Here is a 17,807-nt window from a genome sequence, read left to right on the forward strand (position 1 = left end):
GCTTACTATTCCTCCAATTCCGCTAAATCCGCACCTATAGAAGTAAAACCAGGGGTAATAGACCACCAAGTAATTGCCTTGCCTTTACCTCGACCCCCACCTTCTTTGCGCTGAGTAATCCTGCCAACCGCTTGGAGATCCGTCAGAATCGCATTTAAGCGATCAGCCGGCAGGTGACCATTGAATAGCTCATTCAGTTGCGTTTGTGACTTGTCGCCTTCAGCTAGCGCCAAAAGGATTTTGTTTGAGTCTGGGTCGGCTTCGGTATCGCCGAATATATAGCGAGCCGAATTATGGCAGTACTGCCAGACAGCCAAAGCTGCCTCAAGGTGTTCTGGCAAGATGGTACTGCTCCGATCCAGGAGTGCATAGATCAGTGCCAATCTAAGAACTTGAGCTTCAGCTCTGGCAGTGACAACGCCAAGAATGCCTGACTCATCCTGAGAAATCATTGGATAAAGGGCTTTCCAAATCTCAATGGTGTTTGAGGCTAGCGATACTATCCCAATATCTGATGCGGTTTTGATTGCTTTAGCCAACTCGCTAGACAACTCATCTACTAAATCACCATCCATTGCTTTAGGAAAAGGCACCATCTTCTGTCGTCTCGCGCACACCCAGAGAAATCTATTGGCTAACCCATTCCAAACATCCGATGTCTGAAGCAATACTTTCAATTCGTGTCTAGTAATGTGTCCGATTATGCAGACGTGAGCACCAGTCGCTTTGATACGGTTTGATTTAGTTAAGGGTGCCATGTCACCGTGATCCCACGATGTTCTCAGAATAGAAGAAAGAGTATTCCCATCGCGCTGTATGGCTTTAAGTGCTCCACCTAATTCACCCTCATAAACAACCAGTCGCTTATCGTTTACGCCTTCGTCTTCGAGTTCACCGCTCTTGTTTCTCTTGTCACCGGGATCTCTGACGGCATACACCACACCCTCCCCGGAAGAAAGAGGACCGTGAGACACCTGCAATGGTGGTAATGCATGAATAGTTTCCGCTCTCTCAAAAATTCTCCGAATGGGGTCTGCTGAAGTCCCTTTGCGAGCACGACTTGATGCACCAACTAGGGCTGACATCAGCCTTGGTGGATGATTAGTTTCACCAACACGAATTCTTGCTTGGGATCCGAATGCAGCGCCAGAGTGAGTTAGTGCTGTCAGTAAAATCGCCGCCGGATCTGCCTCACTATTTTCTGTTGCGGCTCTAACTATATTTCCAGCCAGTCCATATAACGCTTTGTCTGACAGGATGGGCCATGTGGATGGCGCAGCGGACTCAAGTTTTTCCGGTGTGCCGCTCGTGGATTCGATGGTGAATTCTGGCGTCTCATTGATAATGTTCTTGAGGCTATTCATTAGCTCGCCACCTCGTTGCTCATTACGTAGTCAAACCAATCAGTACCAGCTCTAGGTGGCAAGAGCAGTTTGACCTTCTTGTGAGCGTACAGCAGACGAGTTGCGAGCTTTTGAGCCGCTGCGAGTCCAACGTTGTTCATGTCATGGTCGGCAAATATCATTACTTGCTTCACGGTTTCCGGTACCTCTAAGGAAGCCATGCCACCGGCGGAAACTGTGGACCACACAGGTAGACCAGTAGTTATATGACAGGCAAGAGCGGTCTCAATACCTTCTGCTATTCCAAGGCTCTCAGAGGCCTCTTGCAGGCGGATCGCTCCACCTCTAGTGGCTCCTTCGTAGATTGGCTTCATGAGCTTCTTAGGCTTTGCTACAGGTGCTTTCTGTCCGTCCAGGGTTAGATATGTGCGGTGCAAACAAACTGGCTGATTATCGGATGACATAACCAAGGCCAACATTGACGGAAATGTGCCGAGACAATTATCTCCGTCAAAATAGTCCAGCTCAGGATGATAACGTAAACAAGCTGGTATATCATCCAGCTTTAGTTCCCTAGTCTTGGTCAGATACTTATGAATCGGATCTCCTGATGCAACCGATCTGGCTTCTGACCAGAATCTATTCAATATCCGAAGTTGCTCTCCGTTTGCTTGTCTATTGGATGTACCGACATTTACTGCTCTGGAAATCGGCATAGCTGGTAAGCAAGGCTTTCCAGAGAGTCCGAGATAGTCTGCGACAAGGTTTAAGGAGTAAGTAATTTCAATGCCCCGATAGAGCGCAAGCAACTTGAATCCATCGCCGGCACCACAGTGACTACAAAAAAATGTACCGTCGTCGTTCTTGTTATCGAATCTAAATCTATCTTTGCCACCACAGCAAGGACATGGTCCATGTTTACGTCTCAGCAGGTGTGACGGCATACCAAGCGATGTGAGTATCTGCAGCCAGTGCCCGTTCGCCACCTGTTTGACTTCTTTGAAGTCCAGTCGTTTATAATTTGTACGTGCTATTTGATTCGCCCCGCTTGCTTGAGAGGGGCTTTCATTTGTATTCATGATTGAGAAACTCCTTATCCTAGCTTGTCTATTTCGGCTAGGAGCTTGTCCATAATGTCGAAGTTGTGCGCGATGGCACGGGCAGACCCCTGAATTGTTTTTCTGAGAGATACCAGACTCTCTTGGTCGCCTTTTACTTGTAAGTGCTGTGTTGAAAGAATTACCCCCTCAAGTTGTCGCTCTTGTTCTTGAAGGGCGCACCAAATTGTATGAGCGGCATAACCGAAAAGATGTTGTCCAAACTTCTGTGGTTCAATTTCTTTAGGCATGGTTTAACCCTCCTGCCCAGAATCGCTGGTGCTAGTGCGCTTATGACTTTCCATCCAGTGATGAACTTCTATCAGGTCATATCGAACGGCGGCGCGCAGACCCTCGCCTTTGATGAAAGGAATTCCACCGCCTACAACTCGGTCGCGCTGAATCTTCGCCCGCGACCAGCCGGTAATTCTCGACAGCTCTTGTTCGTCGATGTACCGGGTTTCCATTTTGTGCATACTTGCGTTTTGCATTTGCTACCCCCAAAGGTTTGTTTGTCTTGGGAGATATTACGCAGCAATAGATATATTCGTAACCCCCGCATAAAAAACCAATTTCGTTGAATTATGCGTAGGGTATTGTTTATTAGCTGTCCAATCGCCGAACTTGGGAGGCAATGGTGTGCGGTGGGTCAGGTATGTTCAAGAATTCCAGGCATTTTCCAATGACTTGGACACAAACCGACTCCGGGTCACCGGACACTCGAATACCATGTTGTGGAAGCATGCGCATGACATCCAGAAACAGTTTATTACGTGCGTGGTCCGCCGGACGTCCCCGTCTGGACGGACTCATTTCTTTAGCGGCAAGATCAAGCATTTTTTTAATGGCTAGGGAGTCGGTACGCAGTCGATTAAGAATCTCAGTGAATTCTCTACTGGAAGTATCAAATTCAAGAGTGATTGAATTTGATACTTCCGCCGCCGTGTCTTCGTACTTCTCGGCTATAGCTAATTCACATATAAACTCGACAGCATCTTGAGTCATCAATGCGTCAAGATGCGGCTCCAATCCAGTGAATCTTTCCAGGACCGAAGTAATTGATTTCTTTAACTTCCTAGGGTCTTGTTCATTGCTCAATTCGGACACAAACCAAATGTAGGTTCCGATAGCGAGTTCAATTTGTTTTACAAGCGCATCAGGATGCTCGGGATTTGAGACATTAAGGAGCATTGGTGTTTCATTGTGGGAGATAACGTAGCTTTCGCTATCATTGCAGTCTACCCCAGAGGGGGAATATTTTGTCCGTAGCCATTCTTTAAGCTTGAGTAAATCGGCTTCCAGATCCCGCTTATTATCTGGATCTATTAACGTCTGCCATTGAGAACGGTCCATGAGCCAGTCTGTGTGTTGCGATTGCATGCTTTGATGCGCCTCCTTCGTGACGCTCCTTCAAATTGATTGCCAAGCCAGATGAAGAAGGTGTTCACTTTTCGGGAGCTACCCTAGGCTGGCGAACCCATATTGTAAGTTGACCCGTGCGTGGTTGAGTGGCATCTGGCTAAGAATCCCCAAAACGCAAGCTGCATAAGGGGAGCGCTAAGTGCGCACGACGCTAAGAATGGATTGTCAAAGGTTGTGGTAAGATGAAATTGGGGCTGCCAGTAAGGTGGCTATTTTAGTTTCGAGGATTTGCAGTGCTTAAGTTACTCAGTCTGGTACCAATACAGAGAGATGAGCGCGAGGGGATTGCGCGGCATCAATGGGCGTTAGCTGCCGCACAACGGCTCATGTTTTGTACTCGCTGGAAGATGCTATTAACGGACATAATTCGTCAATGAAATTTGGGCAATTGAGTTTTGCGCTCATCGAACTGCCTACCCACTTAGGGAACGGGGATTTTTCCGACCCGATTCGCAACTTTCGCAGGTTTAGCAGCTCGCTTTATGATTTCTTGTGAGGTACTCATGCTTAAAATAGGACCAAGTCTAACAATCCTGAACGATCAGAATAAACCACCTCGACCAATGCGGAAATGGTTATGGGTTTTCAAATTACGCGGGTCCTTTAGCAGTGTATTGCAGGGCATTCTAAGTAACAGATTTCTGCGGTAGCAAATTCAATTACTTGATCCTGGGCTTGGCAAAGCTTCTACGTGTTACGTCGCATGAATAATTCCGGTTCGACGCCCAACCGACCGGCGAGTCGCTGGGCGTTTTTCTTGCTCAACAAGTGCTTGCCGGATAACAACTCAGAGACCGTGCTTTTTGAGCCTAGGATTTTCACCAAATCATTCCGCGTCAGTCCTTGTTCCCTCATCAGCCATTGAAGTGCTTCATGTGGTGGCTTATGGGCAAGTGTTGCTCGCTGTTTCTGTTCATAAACTCCAATCAATGTGGCAAGAACCTCAAAGTAATCTCGTTCATCAGGTTCTGTGATGTTTCTGCGAAGAGATTGACGATGTACGTGCTTGGCTGTCTCGTACTCGCTTTCGGATTGTATTAGGCGTAAGGGTAGCTTTGAAAACCAGCCGAGATATCTTGAATAGTCTTTGAAGCGCCTCATAGTGGTGACAAGCGCTTCTAGCTCATCTGGTGTCACACTTTTCTTGGAAAGCAAGCTCATGCTTTCCTCCGGCAAATCGTTGAACCATTGCTGTTGTACTAACTGTCTAGCTTCTAGCTCAGCATCTTTGCCAGCAATCGCGTATACCTTCATCGTTGTCACCAACGACTTGTGATTCATAGCCCCTTGAATAATTGTCGCGCTGACATTCAAGTCAGCCATTGCTGCGGCAAGCGAGCGTCTTAAATCATGTGGACGAGCATACGGTATCTCCGCGGCAGCAATAAGGCTGCGCCATGATTTATACAACCAACCCATGTGACCCTCACCCTGTGCGGACGGAAAGACCCATGGCGTGTCATTCTTGCGCGAATTGATAATATTCAATTCATTAGGACCTAAGGGGATTAATTGCGGCGTGCCATTTTTTGTTTTGGGAATAATCCACCATCGAGCTTCAAGATTCAGATGTTCCCAGCGCATGGATAATAGACTGTTTCTGCGGACACCGGTAAACAGTGAGAGCATCACATAGTCGTGGAGATCTTTGTTTTCTCGCTTTTGCAAGAGTCGATTTAGCGTTTGAACTTCTGATGCGCTTAGTCGTCTAGTTCTGACATTCTCTGGAAATTGTTCTACCAGAGCAAATGGATTGGGTTCAGAGCACAGTTGCCATTTTATGCCTTTATTCCAGGCCGCTTTAAGCGTCTGTAAAACCCTGTTGGATTGAATAGGTGACCGTTCACCGATTCGCTGATGCAGCGCTTCGGCAACGGTAATATCAATCTCGGATAGCTTTCTGGCGAACATGTAACTAACATGCTTATTTAAGGTTTGCTCAGTAGCTGTTGCGGTAACGCGGCGCTTATACATGTGTCTATGCAAATAGGCATCGATCAAGTCTTTTAGAGTTAGATCGTTCATGTCCCCGTTACTGTCCTTAGTGCTTAGATTTATTTGAGAAACCTAAGCGGTTAGGTTATTAGTATTATTAGCTAATAATAGGTCTGACACTGGTTTCTGAAACATCAATACCCATTCTTGCTTTCAAATAATCGGTTGCCATTCACTTGAAGGAATGATTCGCATAAGATTGCAACTGGTTCGCAACTCAGAAAGCTCCGCCTGTTTAAAAATCGCAGAATTCGCAGCTCTTTCAATTAGCAACGACCACAATCGGCTCGCTATCCTTCAACTCTTCCTTCTTGATAAATTTGTCCAAAAAGTAAGCGGAAATTTTCTGCATAGGCATTCGTAATCTTTCAACGTCGGTAACTATATACCCGAGAGTAACGTCGGAACTATTGCGATGATTTGCCAATTTCTTAACTGCATAATGCGGTATATCCAGCTTTTCCGCAGTTGTCAGAAAAGTGCGACGCAAGTCGTGAACCATAAACTTAACACCCGAATTCTTGATAATCCTTTCCACAGCTCGCTTGCATTCGACCATATGAGTGTTGCTTTCTTCACCAGGAAAAACATACGGGTTATCTATTCTGATTACCTTTGCACGCTCACCCAGCAAGGCTATTAGATAGTCAGATAAGGGAAGCCGATGCTCATCATGATTCTTTGCCTCTTCAGATGGAATTGTTAGGGTCTTGTTTTTGAAATCAACATTGCACCATTTGAGCTTTGAAGCTTCACCACGCCTCAAACCAGTAAATAGGCACAGGAGAAAGAAATCACGCATCACGTCGTTCTCCAGAGACATTACAGCCTGATACCAATCAGGAAGCTGATGGTCGTGAATTACCGATTGTCTACGTGGAATGCGATTCCATGCCTTTATCTGAGATAAACGGCGAACTGGATTGTCCTGCAAGATGGAATGTCCGTCGCTATCCTCATATGTAGCCAGAGCATAGTTGAACAGACAACGCAGTACACGCATGACTTGATGCGCCTGAGCTTCTCCCTTACCACGTGGACCATTGGCATTGGAGAGCTGCTTGTGCCGGCGTTCCACCATATCCTTGGTAATCTCAACAATAGGCTTGTTTTGCCATTCGGTGAGACACCTGTTCACCGCGCCATCGTATAGCCTGATGGTCGTCGGTCTAAGATTTTTGGATTGCTTGTAGGACTCTAAGACCTCTGCAAGGGTAATCGACTTTGCTTTCTGCTCGGCCTTGCGAGTGTTTGGATTGATTCCCTTTTCCATCAATCTAAGCAAGTCCTTCGCTTCATCCTCTGCTTGCTTAGGTGTCCAGTTACCATGTTTGCCAATCTTGACCCGACAAACCTTGCCTTTGACGCGTCCTTGAGCAAAGTAGGTCTTGCTACCGGCAGTAACCCGCAAGCCAAACCCCTTGAGTTCTTCATCGAAGTATAGTTTCGCTCCGGTCGCTGGGTGTTCCACTTTATCGACGAATGTTTTGTTAAGTCTTGGCATTTAGTAATTCTCTTTTTGAGGTTGAGTACACACATTTTGTACTCACTATGTACGCAGATTATTTCACAACCACTAAAAAGGAATCGTTAATTTTCACGCTAAAAGCCAAGCCCCATAAGGCTTCTGAGCAATATTTCAAAAACATTCAAAACCTGTATAAATCATTCGCTACTGATTTGGGAGCAATAGGTCGCAGGTTCAAATCCTGTCGTCCCGATATCTTTTCTAAAACTCGATTTTCTTACCAATAGCGGTTTCAAGATCAGCCCAGGAGTTTTGGTAGGCTACTACCGTGTCGAAGTAATTGGAGAAAGTATTTTGGAATTGTTGTTGCGCAACAAGGGCATTGCCCAAGTCAGAGTTGCCATTTTCGTAACTGTCCTGAGCTTTGCGGACAACGTTTAACGCTAGTGGTATCAATACTTTTTGAAAGTGCGCAAGATTGGATCGCGCAGCAGACAACGCAGCATAAGCTCCACGCACATCGACTTCTACTCGTTGCGCCATCGCAGCTGCTTGTACTTCAGCTTGCTTGTGCGTCGCCTTGGCAGCAGCTATTTCACCTTGGTGACGATACAAGATAGGGATATCAACGTTTACGTTTAAATAAGCGCCCGCTTGCTGTGGCATTTGCTTGTAGGTGCTGAAGACCAAGCCTGAACCTATCAAGACATCAGGAATTGCTTGCGCTTTGGCTAATGTAATGCCCTTGCGAGCGGCAATAACCTGTTGTCTGGCAGCTCTCAAATCAGGTCTTTCTGCAAAGGCCATCTCCAATAGTTTGTCTACTGGTAATAGTGGCTCATCAGGTGGTGGCACTAATTCCGTGCGTTGTGTTGAGAGTTTAAATAATCCGTTATCTTCTACGTCGAGATCCCGATTTGGATCAAAGCCAAGTAAATAATCCAGCTCGATTGAAGCTTGCCGGAGACGGCTTATTGCTGAATGACGCAGGGTTTCAAATTGATCTACCGCTAGTTTCGATTGGAGGAGTTCGACTTCTTCGCTTTTGCCGGCTTTGTATCTTTTTTCAGCAATGCCCGCCAGTCGATCAACTAATTTTCTTTGATTCTCGACCAAATCAATATTGGCTTCAGCGGCTGCAAGTTCGGCATAGCCTTTTCTCACTGCAGAGCGCACGTCGTATCGCAAATCGGCCAATTGATATTCCGCCAAAACATAATTTGCTCTGGCGTATGCCAAGCGTTTGTGACGCTTGAAGCCCATTTCAAATAATTGGTTAGCACCTACTGCTTGCGTATTTCCGGATATATCGCCGGTATAAGGAGTTCCAAATCCGTACTGCAAAGCAAATTGAGGGTTAGGGCGCGCGCCGGCAATTTTTACTTGTGCTTGTGCAAGGTCGATATTTTTTAGCGCTGACACTACGCTGGGGTTTTGGTTGTAGGAAGTCTCAAAAGCTTTGGATAGACTCAACGAAAAGCGGTCGACGGGATGATTTGGTCTATCAGAAGGCCCAGGCTGCAATGCTTTCATGGTCCAGTCCCACGTCTCAGGCGTGACTAAATCGTGCGCCGTCTGAGCAATTGTGGGGAAGGGAAAAGATGTGCCCAATACGCAGGCAGCAAAGACTAGTATTGGTACCTTAGAAAGCGTCATAACCTGCTTGGCTGCTGCGCAAATGTGCTCAACGCTAAGAAAATATCAGATTGACAACAGACAATGTCTGATATCCACCTGTTAAATATACTCTTTAATCTCTCGGAATTTCTCCAGAATTTGACTCCAAGGGATTTGCGACAGGATAAGCGGTACAGCCGGCAAAATACAGGCAACGGCAAAAACAACAACTATTTGCCTGCCGAAAACAAATGGTCTCATGTTCGACACTGCTTGATAGGCAATTGCGGAGTGTTCTAATTCGCAGGAAGTATCTAAATCTTCAATATCAAATTCTTGAATATCAGGTCCTATCCAGTGTTTGCCAAAGCCATAGCTGGCGTTATGCGAAAGCTTACCGTAGGCAAAAAGAGCGTCTCTTTTCGCTTTGACCAGACGTGGGGTAAAAGCAAGCAAGGGACCCAAGAACATCGCCAACATGAAAATCACCCAGAAAGCCAATATATCCCAATGCTCAATTAGCCTCGTTGGATGAATGCGCAGCAATCTTTCAACAGCTCCTGTTAGTCCGCAAGACATAGCAAAAGCTAAGAGCGTAAAAGCTGTTTGTCCTGCACCGACAAATCCCAGTCCACCGGCTCCATCAGCGTGTGTCGGGTGAACAGTTAGCGGGAAAGTAGACAATTTCAAAAGGAAATAAACCCATAGTCCATATTGGTAAAGTGCTTCCAGCCATAAAAAGCGAAAGACTGGCTGGCTAAAGTAGTTTTGAAAATTACCGGCCATGGAAAATGCTTTTGATCCATCAACTAATTCAGCTGTTTGCCAGGTAGAAGTATGCGCGTGAATGGCCACATCAGCGCTAAGAATGTTTGTCACAAAAGCCAGGAACAACAATATTATCTGCACTAATGGCAGCGTCTGTAGTTTGACGATGTTATCGACCAATCGCCAGTAGTTGTCGATGCTTTCAGGTGGAATAATGTGACAGACCATGAATTGTCGAATCATGCGCTTCATCCAGGGGCGCACTAACGGTTCAGAAATTAGAATGACCGGCCCAGCTATCAGATAACGACATATAGAGCTGTAGTCGAAAAGAAAAGGCACATGAACCTTTCCTGGAAGTGCTGTGCCTTCAATAATGGACAGCACCAGCAATGGCAGCCAGGTAAGCAGAATGAAAAAGAGCGCACCTGACCCTGAGATATGCAATCTCGAGGGCGCCAACCTCAAAAATGAAAGAAGCCGATAAAGCAAACCAGATGGGTGTTCTGGTACTTCAATCACCGCCATTTGATTGTCCATATTTTCAGGATACTAGTATTTGGCTATTCCACGCGCCGATATTTAATTCCAGTGCAGTTTTTTATAAAGTTCCGGATGGGATTTAAGCGTCTTTTTGAGAGTGTCTACTGGTACTACATATGTCGATTTTGCTTCTTCCTCGCCGTTGAGTCCCTTATCGAAATTTACCGCGAATGTGACACCTATGACCTCGCCTTTTTTATTTACTACCGGCGACCCTGAGCTGCCTCTTTCGGCATGAGAGCTAATGCGGACTATTTCTTGCGACTTGGGCATGGCATCCACAGGAGATTTTTCACCAAATACGTCTTTGACGGAGCCAACTTCATAGATATTGCCCACGGAAACAAACACATTTTGGCTGCCTAATGGATGACCAAAAATTGCTGTGCCTTCGCCATACTTGAGCTTGCCGCTTCTCCCCATCTTCAAATGGCTAAGGTCTTTTTTGCCCTCTATTTGCACAAGCGCCAAGTCGGCTTCCGGGAAATGTGCAACTGGAGTAGCGTTTACCTTTTCACCGGTAATCAGCTCTGCAGTGAAACTACTACAGTCTTTAACAACATGCTCACAGGTTAGTACCAAACCGTCTGGAGAAACCAACGCCCCACTTCCCACGCCTTTCACCTTTTTAGATAGCCCTTTATCGGTTAACTCTAAGACTTCAGAAAACAACCGTACACTTGCAGCAGCGCCTGCGTCATAGAATGCAACTGCTGGGTCATTGGCATCAATTGTAGTAAGGCGAGCTTTTTCATTGGGCAGCATGATAGGAATGAGCCGAGTGTTGCTCTCAGGAATTACCTCAATCCGGCTCTCTTTGCCTAATTCACTCATTGCTAACCCAAGTTAAAACAGGGCCTCAATCCTAAGGATTGAGAGCCCCGTCTTCAATGGGGTAACTACGTATGTTTCTACGTATAGCCCTAGGTCGAGAAGTGGAAGAGTTTGGCGCAGCCTCCTTCTTCGATGTAGAACACGGCGGCTCTATAGGTGGAGAACAGCAGGTCGACGATTTCATCGTCCATCTTATCGACGCTTCCTTTTTCCTTTTGATATGTGCCGGCGGCTACTCCGGTGGAAGAAGGAGGTTGTCCATAGCTTTCGAAATAATCTCGTAGCTCTGCTTCATCCATGCTCGGGAAATAGATGCTTCTATCTCTGTTATTTCCACCTGGGTTTTTGTGGTAGTTGTGATCAACAGTCGTCACTGCACTCTTCCAGGTTTCAAAATCAGACAGGAAGTGCATTTCCTTGAGGGACTCATCACTCATTTTCATGAAGTAATGAACATTCCCAGAGCTGTCTACTTTAGCGACAACACTACCCCATGAGTCGCCTTCCTCCACAGTTACTCTTCCTGTTGGTCCCATAGAGTCAACACAGAAGTTAGGTCCTTCAGGAGTTGTTGGTGGAGTTGGTGGAGTTGGTGGGCTTGTTGGTGGTGCCGTAGGCGGACTCGGTGGAGTCGGTGTGCCCGGAACTTCTCCAGATGTCGGCGGTGTCGGGGGGGTAGTCGGCGTGCCTGGGACTTCGCCGGATGTCGGCGGTGGAGCAGGAATGCCCGGTGGCGTTATCGACGGAGTTGTCGGTATTGGACCACTTGTCGGTGCCGGACATCTAAGTGACCATTCACCAATAAGCACAGGATAATTATTTCCAGCGAGCGAAGCATTACTTCCGGGAGCATTTCTGTCCGCAAAATACGCTTTCGTGTACACGGCACCATTGTCACGAGCGATGCAGTTCCACACTTGAGTAATACTTGAGCCAGCTGGTTTTGTAACCCAGGATGCAGTGTTCTGGTACATATACTGCGTTTCGAGTACGTTGACTCCAGCTAAACTGGTCAATGGTGTCATGCGAACCATATGTCCATCCGGATTTACATACAACGCAAAGATGTTGTTGCGCTGCGGTGGCACCGCTGTCAATGCATGCGCAGGAGCCAAGAGATGCAGACCACTTTCGCGCGGGACCTCGCTAATTTTAGCTGCGCCGGATGATGAGACAAGGACAAAGGACTTATCTGGTTTGACACTTGGGCATGCCCAGTCTCTTATAGCTAAACTTTCGTCTTGATTGGTGGCAATCACCGATGTGCTGATAATTTCAGCTTCGGTTGCGGCTTTTTGTACAGGATAGAAATTACCTGTTACGATTTCGTATTTCTTGCCGCTTTCACGCTTAAGCCCAAAAGCTGTTATAGCCTTACGGTCGTTGAGCATAGCAACAGTAGCGTTAATTGTGTACTGGGCATTCTTGCTCACAGCTAGTGCGCGAGCTACTTGTCTAAGCATGGCTTTTCTTTGTTTCAAAAGTTCGGTTTTTTCGGCACCGTCAGGCAGTCTATCAATACGCGCCTTATTGGCGTCAAGCTCATCGACCTTTTTAATCAGAACTGCTTTTGCAGCTTTTAACGATTCTGAAGCTAGTTGATTAGACCTTTTGACCGAATTGTAGAAATCAAAAAGAATTTCTGCTGGCTGTCCATTAGTAGTTATGGTGCGTCCTTGGTTATCCAATGAGACTACCAAACTATTGCCCGGCAAAGTCATATCAGCGGGAATATATCCAAAGACATTGGGAAACTGCCTGCGATATCCTTCGCGATCTGAATGAAAGTTGCGCAAGTCACGTCTGTCGCCAACACCATTTTGAGGAATATCAAATATTCCGAAGGTGACTGGATGATCAGGACGTACATCCGCATACACCGGAGCAATTACAGAATTATTAAGCGTTGCTTGCTGTCCCTGATTCCAAAGTGGAGATGAGATTACATCAGCAGCTTCTTTTATATTGGGACGCAAGTACATACTGCGCAACCAATCATAGACAACGAAAGACAAGACAACACTTGGATCATCGCTATTTCTGCCACGGAAACTATCCGGTATGACGCTTGCTGAAGCGTTAGCCGGCACAGGTCCACCACTGGCTCGAAACCAGTTGCCTGGACTGGCTTGATTCCATCCGTGATACGGGCTTGTAGAGCCAAAATTGCTATCAAGGTTGGCATTCGCCGTATTGAATTTTCCGCCGTCAAGTTTGACTTGCGAATTATTCATAATTGATTTGATGCTTGTGAAATCGACACCAAAGCCTGATGGCGGTGCGCCGGCTCCCGGGAATGACACTTGCAGAGTGCCGGATGGAAATCCTTTCGGGCTGAAAGAGCTGCCTGCCTCAGCAGTAGCTATAACATGCACAGTTCTAAAGTCAGGCTCAGGCGAGCCTGCTTTGTCACCAGTAGACACAAGCCCAACATCTTCTTGAGCATCAACTTGCACCAAGCTCGGTGGCATCAAGTCGTCACTAGGCATTGTTTGAAAGGTATTGTTATCAACCAAAGCAAGGGTGCCACCGGTGGCGATAAATCTAAATGTCAAATTGGTGCCAACTGCGTTGGTATCTACATTAACACCAGCAGTATAAACATAGTCACCATTTACGACTTGCGATGTCGCACCATCTACTTGTGCTGATGTGATAGGCACCGGTACAGGTGTATTGGTTTTTGTTTTACCGTTGGTTGTTCCTACCTTAATATGCAAGTCACCACGACGCTTGGCGCCCTTTATAGCTCTTACGGCGTTAGCGTCGTACGCAATATTGGCTGAAGCGACTAAATTAATTTCCTTGCCATTCTTGTCCTTCACAGTGCCACCACTTGCGGCTTTGAGAATCTCGTTGCGCAGAAGTTTTGCATCATGTTCTGCTCGACGCAAGTCTTGAGCTGCCATTACCACCATAGAACTGTTACCCAACTCATTGGCAATAAGAGCATCCAAACGAATGGTCGCCATGATTGTGTTTATGCCGATTACCGGACGCTTGTTGATATCGCCATCGGGAGGACTGTCATCAACTAAGGCAACGTTACCGAAATAGGTACCATCTTCTTCAGATACAACTATTCTGCCTAAATCTTTGGCTGCTTGTAGCGCTCCGGCATCAATTGCTGTCTGAGCTTCTTTATGAGACGTGAACAGCATCGTGTAATTGATGACGATAAAGCCGACAACCAGCGCAAACATCAACGAAACAATGAGTAGTATTAATGCATTCCCGCGACAAGACCGAACCGTTTCCATCTCGAAAATTCCTCATGCAACAAACGATATATACCTCGTGAACCGAGAAGGCACACGACTACATCGACTGGGGTAACTTTGCGAGAGTTAGTAAACAGTACCGGTCTATATTAGCACCGCTTAATAATTTGTCAAGGGGATTTAATCAAGCCTGAATGAGCCGCTGGGCTATAATTGCTGGACAAAATTCACCCAAAAGGACAGACATGAAAGCTTTCAATTTCCTAGTCGCGTTGTTTGTAATTTCTTCGGTCCTCTGCCCATCACCGGCGACTGCTGACACCGGTAAGTCAGGTTCATTCGTTCGTCACATGGTCTCCGTAAAGTTCAAGGAGACAACAACACCTGAACAAGTTCAACAAGTTTTGTCCGCGTTTAAAGACATGAAGACCGGCATTCCAGAAATCTACGCTATGGAATTTGGCCCTGATGTTAGTGTCGAGCATAAGAACAAAGGTTTTACACATGGTTTCTTGTTGACCTTCGCCAACGAGAAGGATCGCGATACTTATTTGGTACATCCTGTGCACAAAAACTTTCTGGCATTAGCCAAACCGCTGTTGGACGACATTTTCGTCATCGACATTTTGACAGCTGCATCGGACAAAAAAATAAACAAGACCTAAAGGTTTTTACCAGGGGGAACTATCACCCTGGCAAAACATCTTAGTGTCCATAAAGCAGCCAAAGTAAATGCGACGCCCAGTGACTGCAAAATTATGTGATCTGCTCCTAAGCAAGTTGATATTGTCACGTCTAGTTCAGATGAACTTAGTGAAGGGAAGTTCCAGACAATAACGAACACTAACGCTAAGCTTGTCCATATGGAAAGCGATTTTTCAAGCGATTTATGGGATTTTCCAGGTAATACCAGGACAGGGAAGCCATGCCAACGGTAATGGCAAAGTATAAAACCGGCTTAGTAATGAACGCCAATGAAGGAACAAGAATTAGGAGAAATATGCCGATCGGCATAGAAAACATATGAAACACGTACAAGCCATAACTTATTTTCCCCAAGTAGGCGATTGGTCTAAAAGAAAATGTGTTGAGCAAGAAGGCATTGTTTGTCCTCCACAGTCCGAATACAACAAGTGCCATTGCAAATGCGCAAACTGTTTCATCCAAGCCATAGAGATGCTGTTGGTTGAGTTCTAATGGAATCCAGGCAAGTATTAATGCAAGACCCAGCATAAAACACCTGGAGCCGCTCCAGTTTTTTGTATTAGCTTGAAGTTCTAACAATCCTGCCAAACATCCCCAGAAAAGGTATTGTCCGCGGACTGGTAAAAGCAATTCATAGAGAGTGTTTGGATTAACCGCCTGAAAAATCAGCTTGGCGATAATGGTGAGAAGAATCATAGTCGTCAAAAAGCGCAAACGCATAATAGACGGGACTAGAAGGATGAGTGGCGCGTACGAAAGATAGAACTGTTCTTCGACGCAAAGACTCCAAAAATGGTTGACCAAACTGGTTGACTGTCCGAGCAAATAAATTTTGATATTCCAGAGATAGGTAAACAACCAGAGTGGATAGGGTAATAGCCCAATAGCCAGCAAAACCAAGAGAACAAAATAGTAAAGCGGAAAGATCCTCAAACTGCGCCGAATATAAAAGACTTTCAGATCGTGCTTTATAGAACCAGTTTCTCCTTTAAGCAAGAGACGGGTTATGAGAAAGCCGCTTAAGACAAAAAATAGATTGACTCCGACGGCACCTGTTAGCTGAATGCCGATAAAGTGCTGCGCAAAAACCAGAAGGAAGGCTAAAAATCTTAATCCGTCTAGTTGCTGTCTGTGCATTGGCAAATATTAGCATGCAGTCCTGTTAACTTTGCATTTTTTGGAAACCTCTGGCTCTTTGTTATGAGTCCAATCCAAATAGATTTTGCCATAGCTGTTGCCTGTCGTAGGGACGCCTGCTGCGTTCGGAAAAAGATTTTGTACGAGTTATAGGATGCCCCACCGATCCAAGGGTTCCACGCCTTATAAACGTGGTTACAAAACTCAGCGTGGATTAAACATCTCGTAAATTTGTTACGACTCGGCTTCATTTTCCGACACAGCTTTAATACGCCCGGATCGAATAGCTGCCGTTAGAGCAGCGTGATCCTTTTCGGTTTGGTCGGCATAGCTCATGGCGAAATCAGCGATAGCTCTATCGAATTCATCAGAGTGTCCCAAATAACCGCTAAGTACTGCCGAATCTCCTGCTCGAGCGTGAGCACGGGCCAATACGGCACCCATAAATTCGGCGCCCGATACCATCTCGGCTCCTTCCCAGAGTTCGACTTCCGGCTTCACCTTCGTGTCGCGCAATTGACGAATATAGAAATGTTTACCGTTTTCAAATTGCGTCCAGCCAAGGAATATATCGCTGGCTGATTGGGCAATTCTTTGACCGGCAATTACTCGATGCCCATGATTAGCAAATTCGCTTTTGCCTGCGTACGGCTCAAGCACTGACTCCGAAGCTTCTTTGATTTGCAAAAGCAAAGGTTCATTATCTGGCGCCAAGAAAAGAGCTACTCCGCACAGCGTACCAACACTGCCTATACCGACAACTTTAACGGCAACATCCGTTAGTTTGTACCGGTCGAACAATCTGCGCTTATCTTCCTGCAATGAATCTCTGTAAGCAGGAATTGCATTGCGGAATTGATCAATGAAAGACTTGTCTTTCCAGTGATATACAAGCGGCGGACTATCTTTGATCATGAATTGCCCGTCGATTTGTTCAGTGAGTTTCGGGAAATAGTGGTCTTGCGTTGTGCGCTTCATTGCTTGTTTCAAACGATCTTTGCGTTCTTTTTGTAAATTCGGATCGCTTGTCTGTTCAATTACTTTGGTCCAATCAATACGCGAATACCAAATGTCCAAAAGACTCGTATGAGCATACTCATCGGTCTTCTCACGATATGAGCGAGCTACGGCTTCAGCCGCTGCCGCTTGAAACTTGGGTTTTATACCGTTGTCTCGAGCTGCTAAAACAAAACTCACCGCCAGTCGCTTAAGGTCCCATTCCCAAGGTGCAGGCAATGTTTCATCGAAATCGTTGATATCAAACACGATATTTCTTTCAGGCGTGGCAAAGGCGCCGAAATTGAATAAGTGGCAGTCACCGCAAGCCTGCACACGCACTTTAATTGAAGGTGAACTTGCCAGGTCATAGGCCATAAGAGCAGCAGAGCCACGATAAAAGGTAAACGGGGATTGGGCCATACGTCCCCAACGAATTGGGATAAGCTCTTCAACGCGCCCCTTGTTGAATTTTTCCAATAGTTCAATCGGATCTGGTCTATCAGGAGCTATCTTCCACGTGGCGTGGTCTTTGTACGGCACAACCGATCGCATTGCCTTACCGCGAAAACGTCTGTCATCGCGAGGCGAAATAGTCGCATCGTGCAACAGCGCCTCAGAAGTCGGTTTCTTTTCCTCAATCTCGGGCATAATCGGATCT

14 protein-coding genes are annotated in these 17,807 nt (G+C 46.2%); 1 reads left to right on the top strand and 13 read right to left on the bottom strand.

The genetic code is table 11. From position 1 onward, the window contains the following. Positions 1-5 precede the first annotated feature (5 nt). The 11 genes from K2Y22_10380 to K2Y22_10430 form a co-directional block, all read right to left on the bottom strand. On the bottom strand, positions 6-1,364 hold the full coding sequence (locus K2Y22_10380; protein ID MBX9878851.1) for a DUF3987 domain-containing protein: 1,359 nt from the start codon (positions 1,362-1,364) through the stop codon (positions 6-8). Continuing rightward, complete coding sequence (locus K2Y22_10385) at positions 1,364-2,422, bottom strand: toprim domain-containing protein (GenBank protein ID MBX9878852.1); 1,059 nt, start codon at positions 2,420-2,422, stop codon at positions 1,364-1,366. Before K2Y22_10385 ends, K2Y22_10380 begins: the two co-directional genes overlap by 1 nt. A gap of 14 nt (positions 2,423-2,436) precedes the next feature. Then, on the bottom strand, positions 2,437-2,691 hold the full coding sequence (locus K2Y22_10390; GenBank protein MBX9878853.1) for a hypothetical protein: 255 nt from the start codon (positions 2,689-2,691) through the stop codon (positions 2,437-2,439). Positions 2,692-2,694: 3 nt separating this feature from the next. Further along, positions 2,695-2,931 carry a hypothetical protein gene (locus K2Y22_10395; protein MBX9878854.1) on the bottom strand — a complete coding sequence of 79 codons (237 nt, stop codon included), beginning with the start codon at positions 2,929-2,931 and terminating at the stop codon, positions 2,695-2,697. 112 nt (positions 2,932-3,043) lie between these two features. Beyond that, a complete protein-coding gene (locus K2Y22_10400) occupies positions 3,044-3,820 on the bottom strand; it encodes a hypothetical protein (GenBank protein MBX9878855.1) in 777 nt (258 codons plus the stop codon). A gap of 729 nt (positions 3,821-4,549) precedes the next feature. Then, the gene (locus K2Y22_10405; GenBank protein MBX9878856.1) at positions 4,550-5,887 is read right to left on the bottom strand and encodes a tyrosine-type recombinase/integrase; all 1,338 of its coding nucleotides are present in this window, start codon (positions 5,885-5,887) and stop codon (positions 4,550-4,552) included. A 232-nt stretch (positions 5,888-6,119) separates the two neighbouring features. Next, positions 6,120-7,361, bottom strand: a complete 1,242-nt coding sequence (locus tag K2Y22_10410) for an integrase family protein (GenBank protein MBX9878857.1) — start codon at positions 7,359-7,361, stop codon at positions 6,120-6,122. A gap of 225 nt (positions 7,362-7,586) precedes the next feature. Further along, complete coding sequence (locus tag K2Y22_10415) at positions 7,587-8,981, bottom strand: TolC family protein (protein MBX9878858.1); 1,395 nt, start codon at positions 8,979-8,981, stop codon at positions 7,587-7,589. An 81-nt stretch (positions 8,982-9,062) separates the two neighbouring features. After that, positions 9,063-10,238: a hypothetical protein gene (locus K2Y22_10420; protein ID MBX9878859.1), complete on the bottom strand. Its 1,176-nt coding sequence runs from the start codon at positions 10,236-10,238 to the stop codon at positions 9,063-9,065. A gap of 54 nt (positions 10,239-10,292) precedes the next feature. After that, the gene (locus tag K2Y22_10425) at positions 10,293-11,087 is read right to left on the bottom strand and encodes a serine protease (GenBank protein ID MBX9878860.1); all 795 of its coding nucleotides are present in this window, start codon (positions 11,085-11,087) and stop codon (positions 10,293-10,295) included. Between the two features lie 89 nt (positions 11,088-11,176). After that, positions 11,177-14,347 (bottom strand): hypothetical protein, encoded by a 3,171-nt coding sequence (locus K2Y22_10430; protein ID MBX9878861.1) that lies wholly within the window; start codon positions 14,345-14,347, stop codon positions 11,177-11,179. Between the two features lie 206 nt (positions 14,348-14,553). Here K2Y22_10430 and K2Y22_10435 point away from each other — a divergent pair, with 206 nt between their 5' ends. Continuing rightward, on the top strand, positions 14,554-14,973 hold the full coding sequence (locus K2Y22_10435; protein MBX9878862.1) for a Dabb family protein: 420 nt from the start codon (positions 14,554-14,556) through the stop codon (positions 14,971-14,973). 184 nt (positions 14,974-15,157) lie between these two features. Here K2Y22_10435 and K2Y22_10440 read toward each other — a convergent pair whose 3' ends face one another. After that, positions 15,158-16,150: an acyltransferase gene (locus K2Y22_10440; protein ID MBX9878863.1), complete on the bottom strand. Its 993-nt coding sequence runs from the start codon at positions 16,148-16,150 to the stop codon at positions 15,158-15,160. A 234-nt stretch (positions 16,151-16,384) separates the two neighbouring features. After that, positions 16,385-17,797, bottom strand: coding sequence for a DUF2252 domain-containing protein (locus tag K2Y22_10445; protein ID MBX9878864.1), 1,413 nt, complete (start codon positions 17,795-17,797; stop codon positions 16,385-16,387). Positions 17,798-17,807 lie beyond the last annotated feature (10 nt).

This window comes from Candidatus Obscuribacterales bacterium, from assembly GCA_019744775.1.
Classification (GTDB): Bacteria; Cyanobacteriota; Vampirovibrionia; order Obscuribacterales; family Obscuribacteraceae; genus SBAT01.

Bases quoted from the DNA above. Each gene is read 5' to 3' on its own strand.
- K2Y22_10415 (MBX9878858.1), bottom strand. From the start codon at position 8,981: ATGACGCTTTCTAAGGTACCAATACTAGTCTTTGCTGCCTGCGTATTG.
- K2Y22_10440 (MBX9878863.1), bottom strand. From the start codon at position 16,150: ATGCACAGACAGCAACTAGACGGATTAAGATTTTTAGCCTTCCTTCTG.
- K2Y22_10400 (MBX9878855.1), bottom strand. From the start codon at position 3,820: ATGCAATCGCAACACACAGACTGGCTCATGGACCGTTCTCAATGGCAG.
- K2Y22_10380 (MBX9878851.1), bottom strand. From the start codon at position 1,364: ATGAATAGCCTCAAGAACATTATCAATGAGACGCCAGAATTCACCATC.
- K2Y22_10420 (MBX9878859.1), bottom strand. From the start codon at position 10,238: ATGGCGGTGATTGAAGTACCAGAACACCCATCTGGTTTGCTTTATCGG.
- K2Y22_10395 (MBX9878854.1), bottom strand. From the start codon at position 2,931: ATGCAAAACGCAAGTATGCACAAAATGGAAACCCGGTACATCGACGAA.
- K2Y22_10445 (MBX9878864.1), bottom strand. From the start codon at position 17,797: ATGCCCGAGATTGAGGAAAAGAAACCGACTTCTGAGGCGCTGTTGCAC.
- K2Y22_10410 (MBX9878857.1), bottom strand. From the start codon at position 7,361: ATGCCAAGACTTAACAAAACATTCGTCGATAAAGTGGAACACCCAGCG.
- K2Y22_10425 (MBX9878860.1), bottom strand. From the start codon at position 11,087: ATGAGTGAATTAGGCAAAGAGAGCCGGATTGAGGTAATTCCTGAGAGC.
- K2Y22_10390 (MBX9878853.1), bottom strand. From the start codon at position 2,691: ATGCCTAAAGAAATTGAACCACAGAAGTTTGGACAACATCTTTTCGGT.
- K2Y22_10385 (MBX9878852.1), bottom strand. From the start codon at position 2,422: ATGAATACAAATGAAAGCCCCTCTCAAGCAAGCGGGGCGAATCAAATA.
- K2Y22_10430 (MBX9878861.1), bottom strand. From the start codon at position 14,347: ATGGAAACGGTTCGGTCTTGTCGCGGGAATGCATTAATACTACTCATT.
- K2Y22_10435 (MBX9878862.1), top strand. From the start codon at position 14,554: ATGAAAGCTTTCAATTTCCTAGTCGCGTTGTTTGTAATTTCTTCGGTC.
- K2Y22_10405 (MBX9878856.1), bottom strand. From the start codon at position 5,887: ATGAACGATCTAACTCTAAAAGACTTGATCGATGCCTATTTGCATAGA.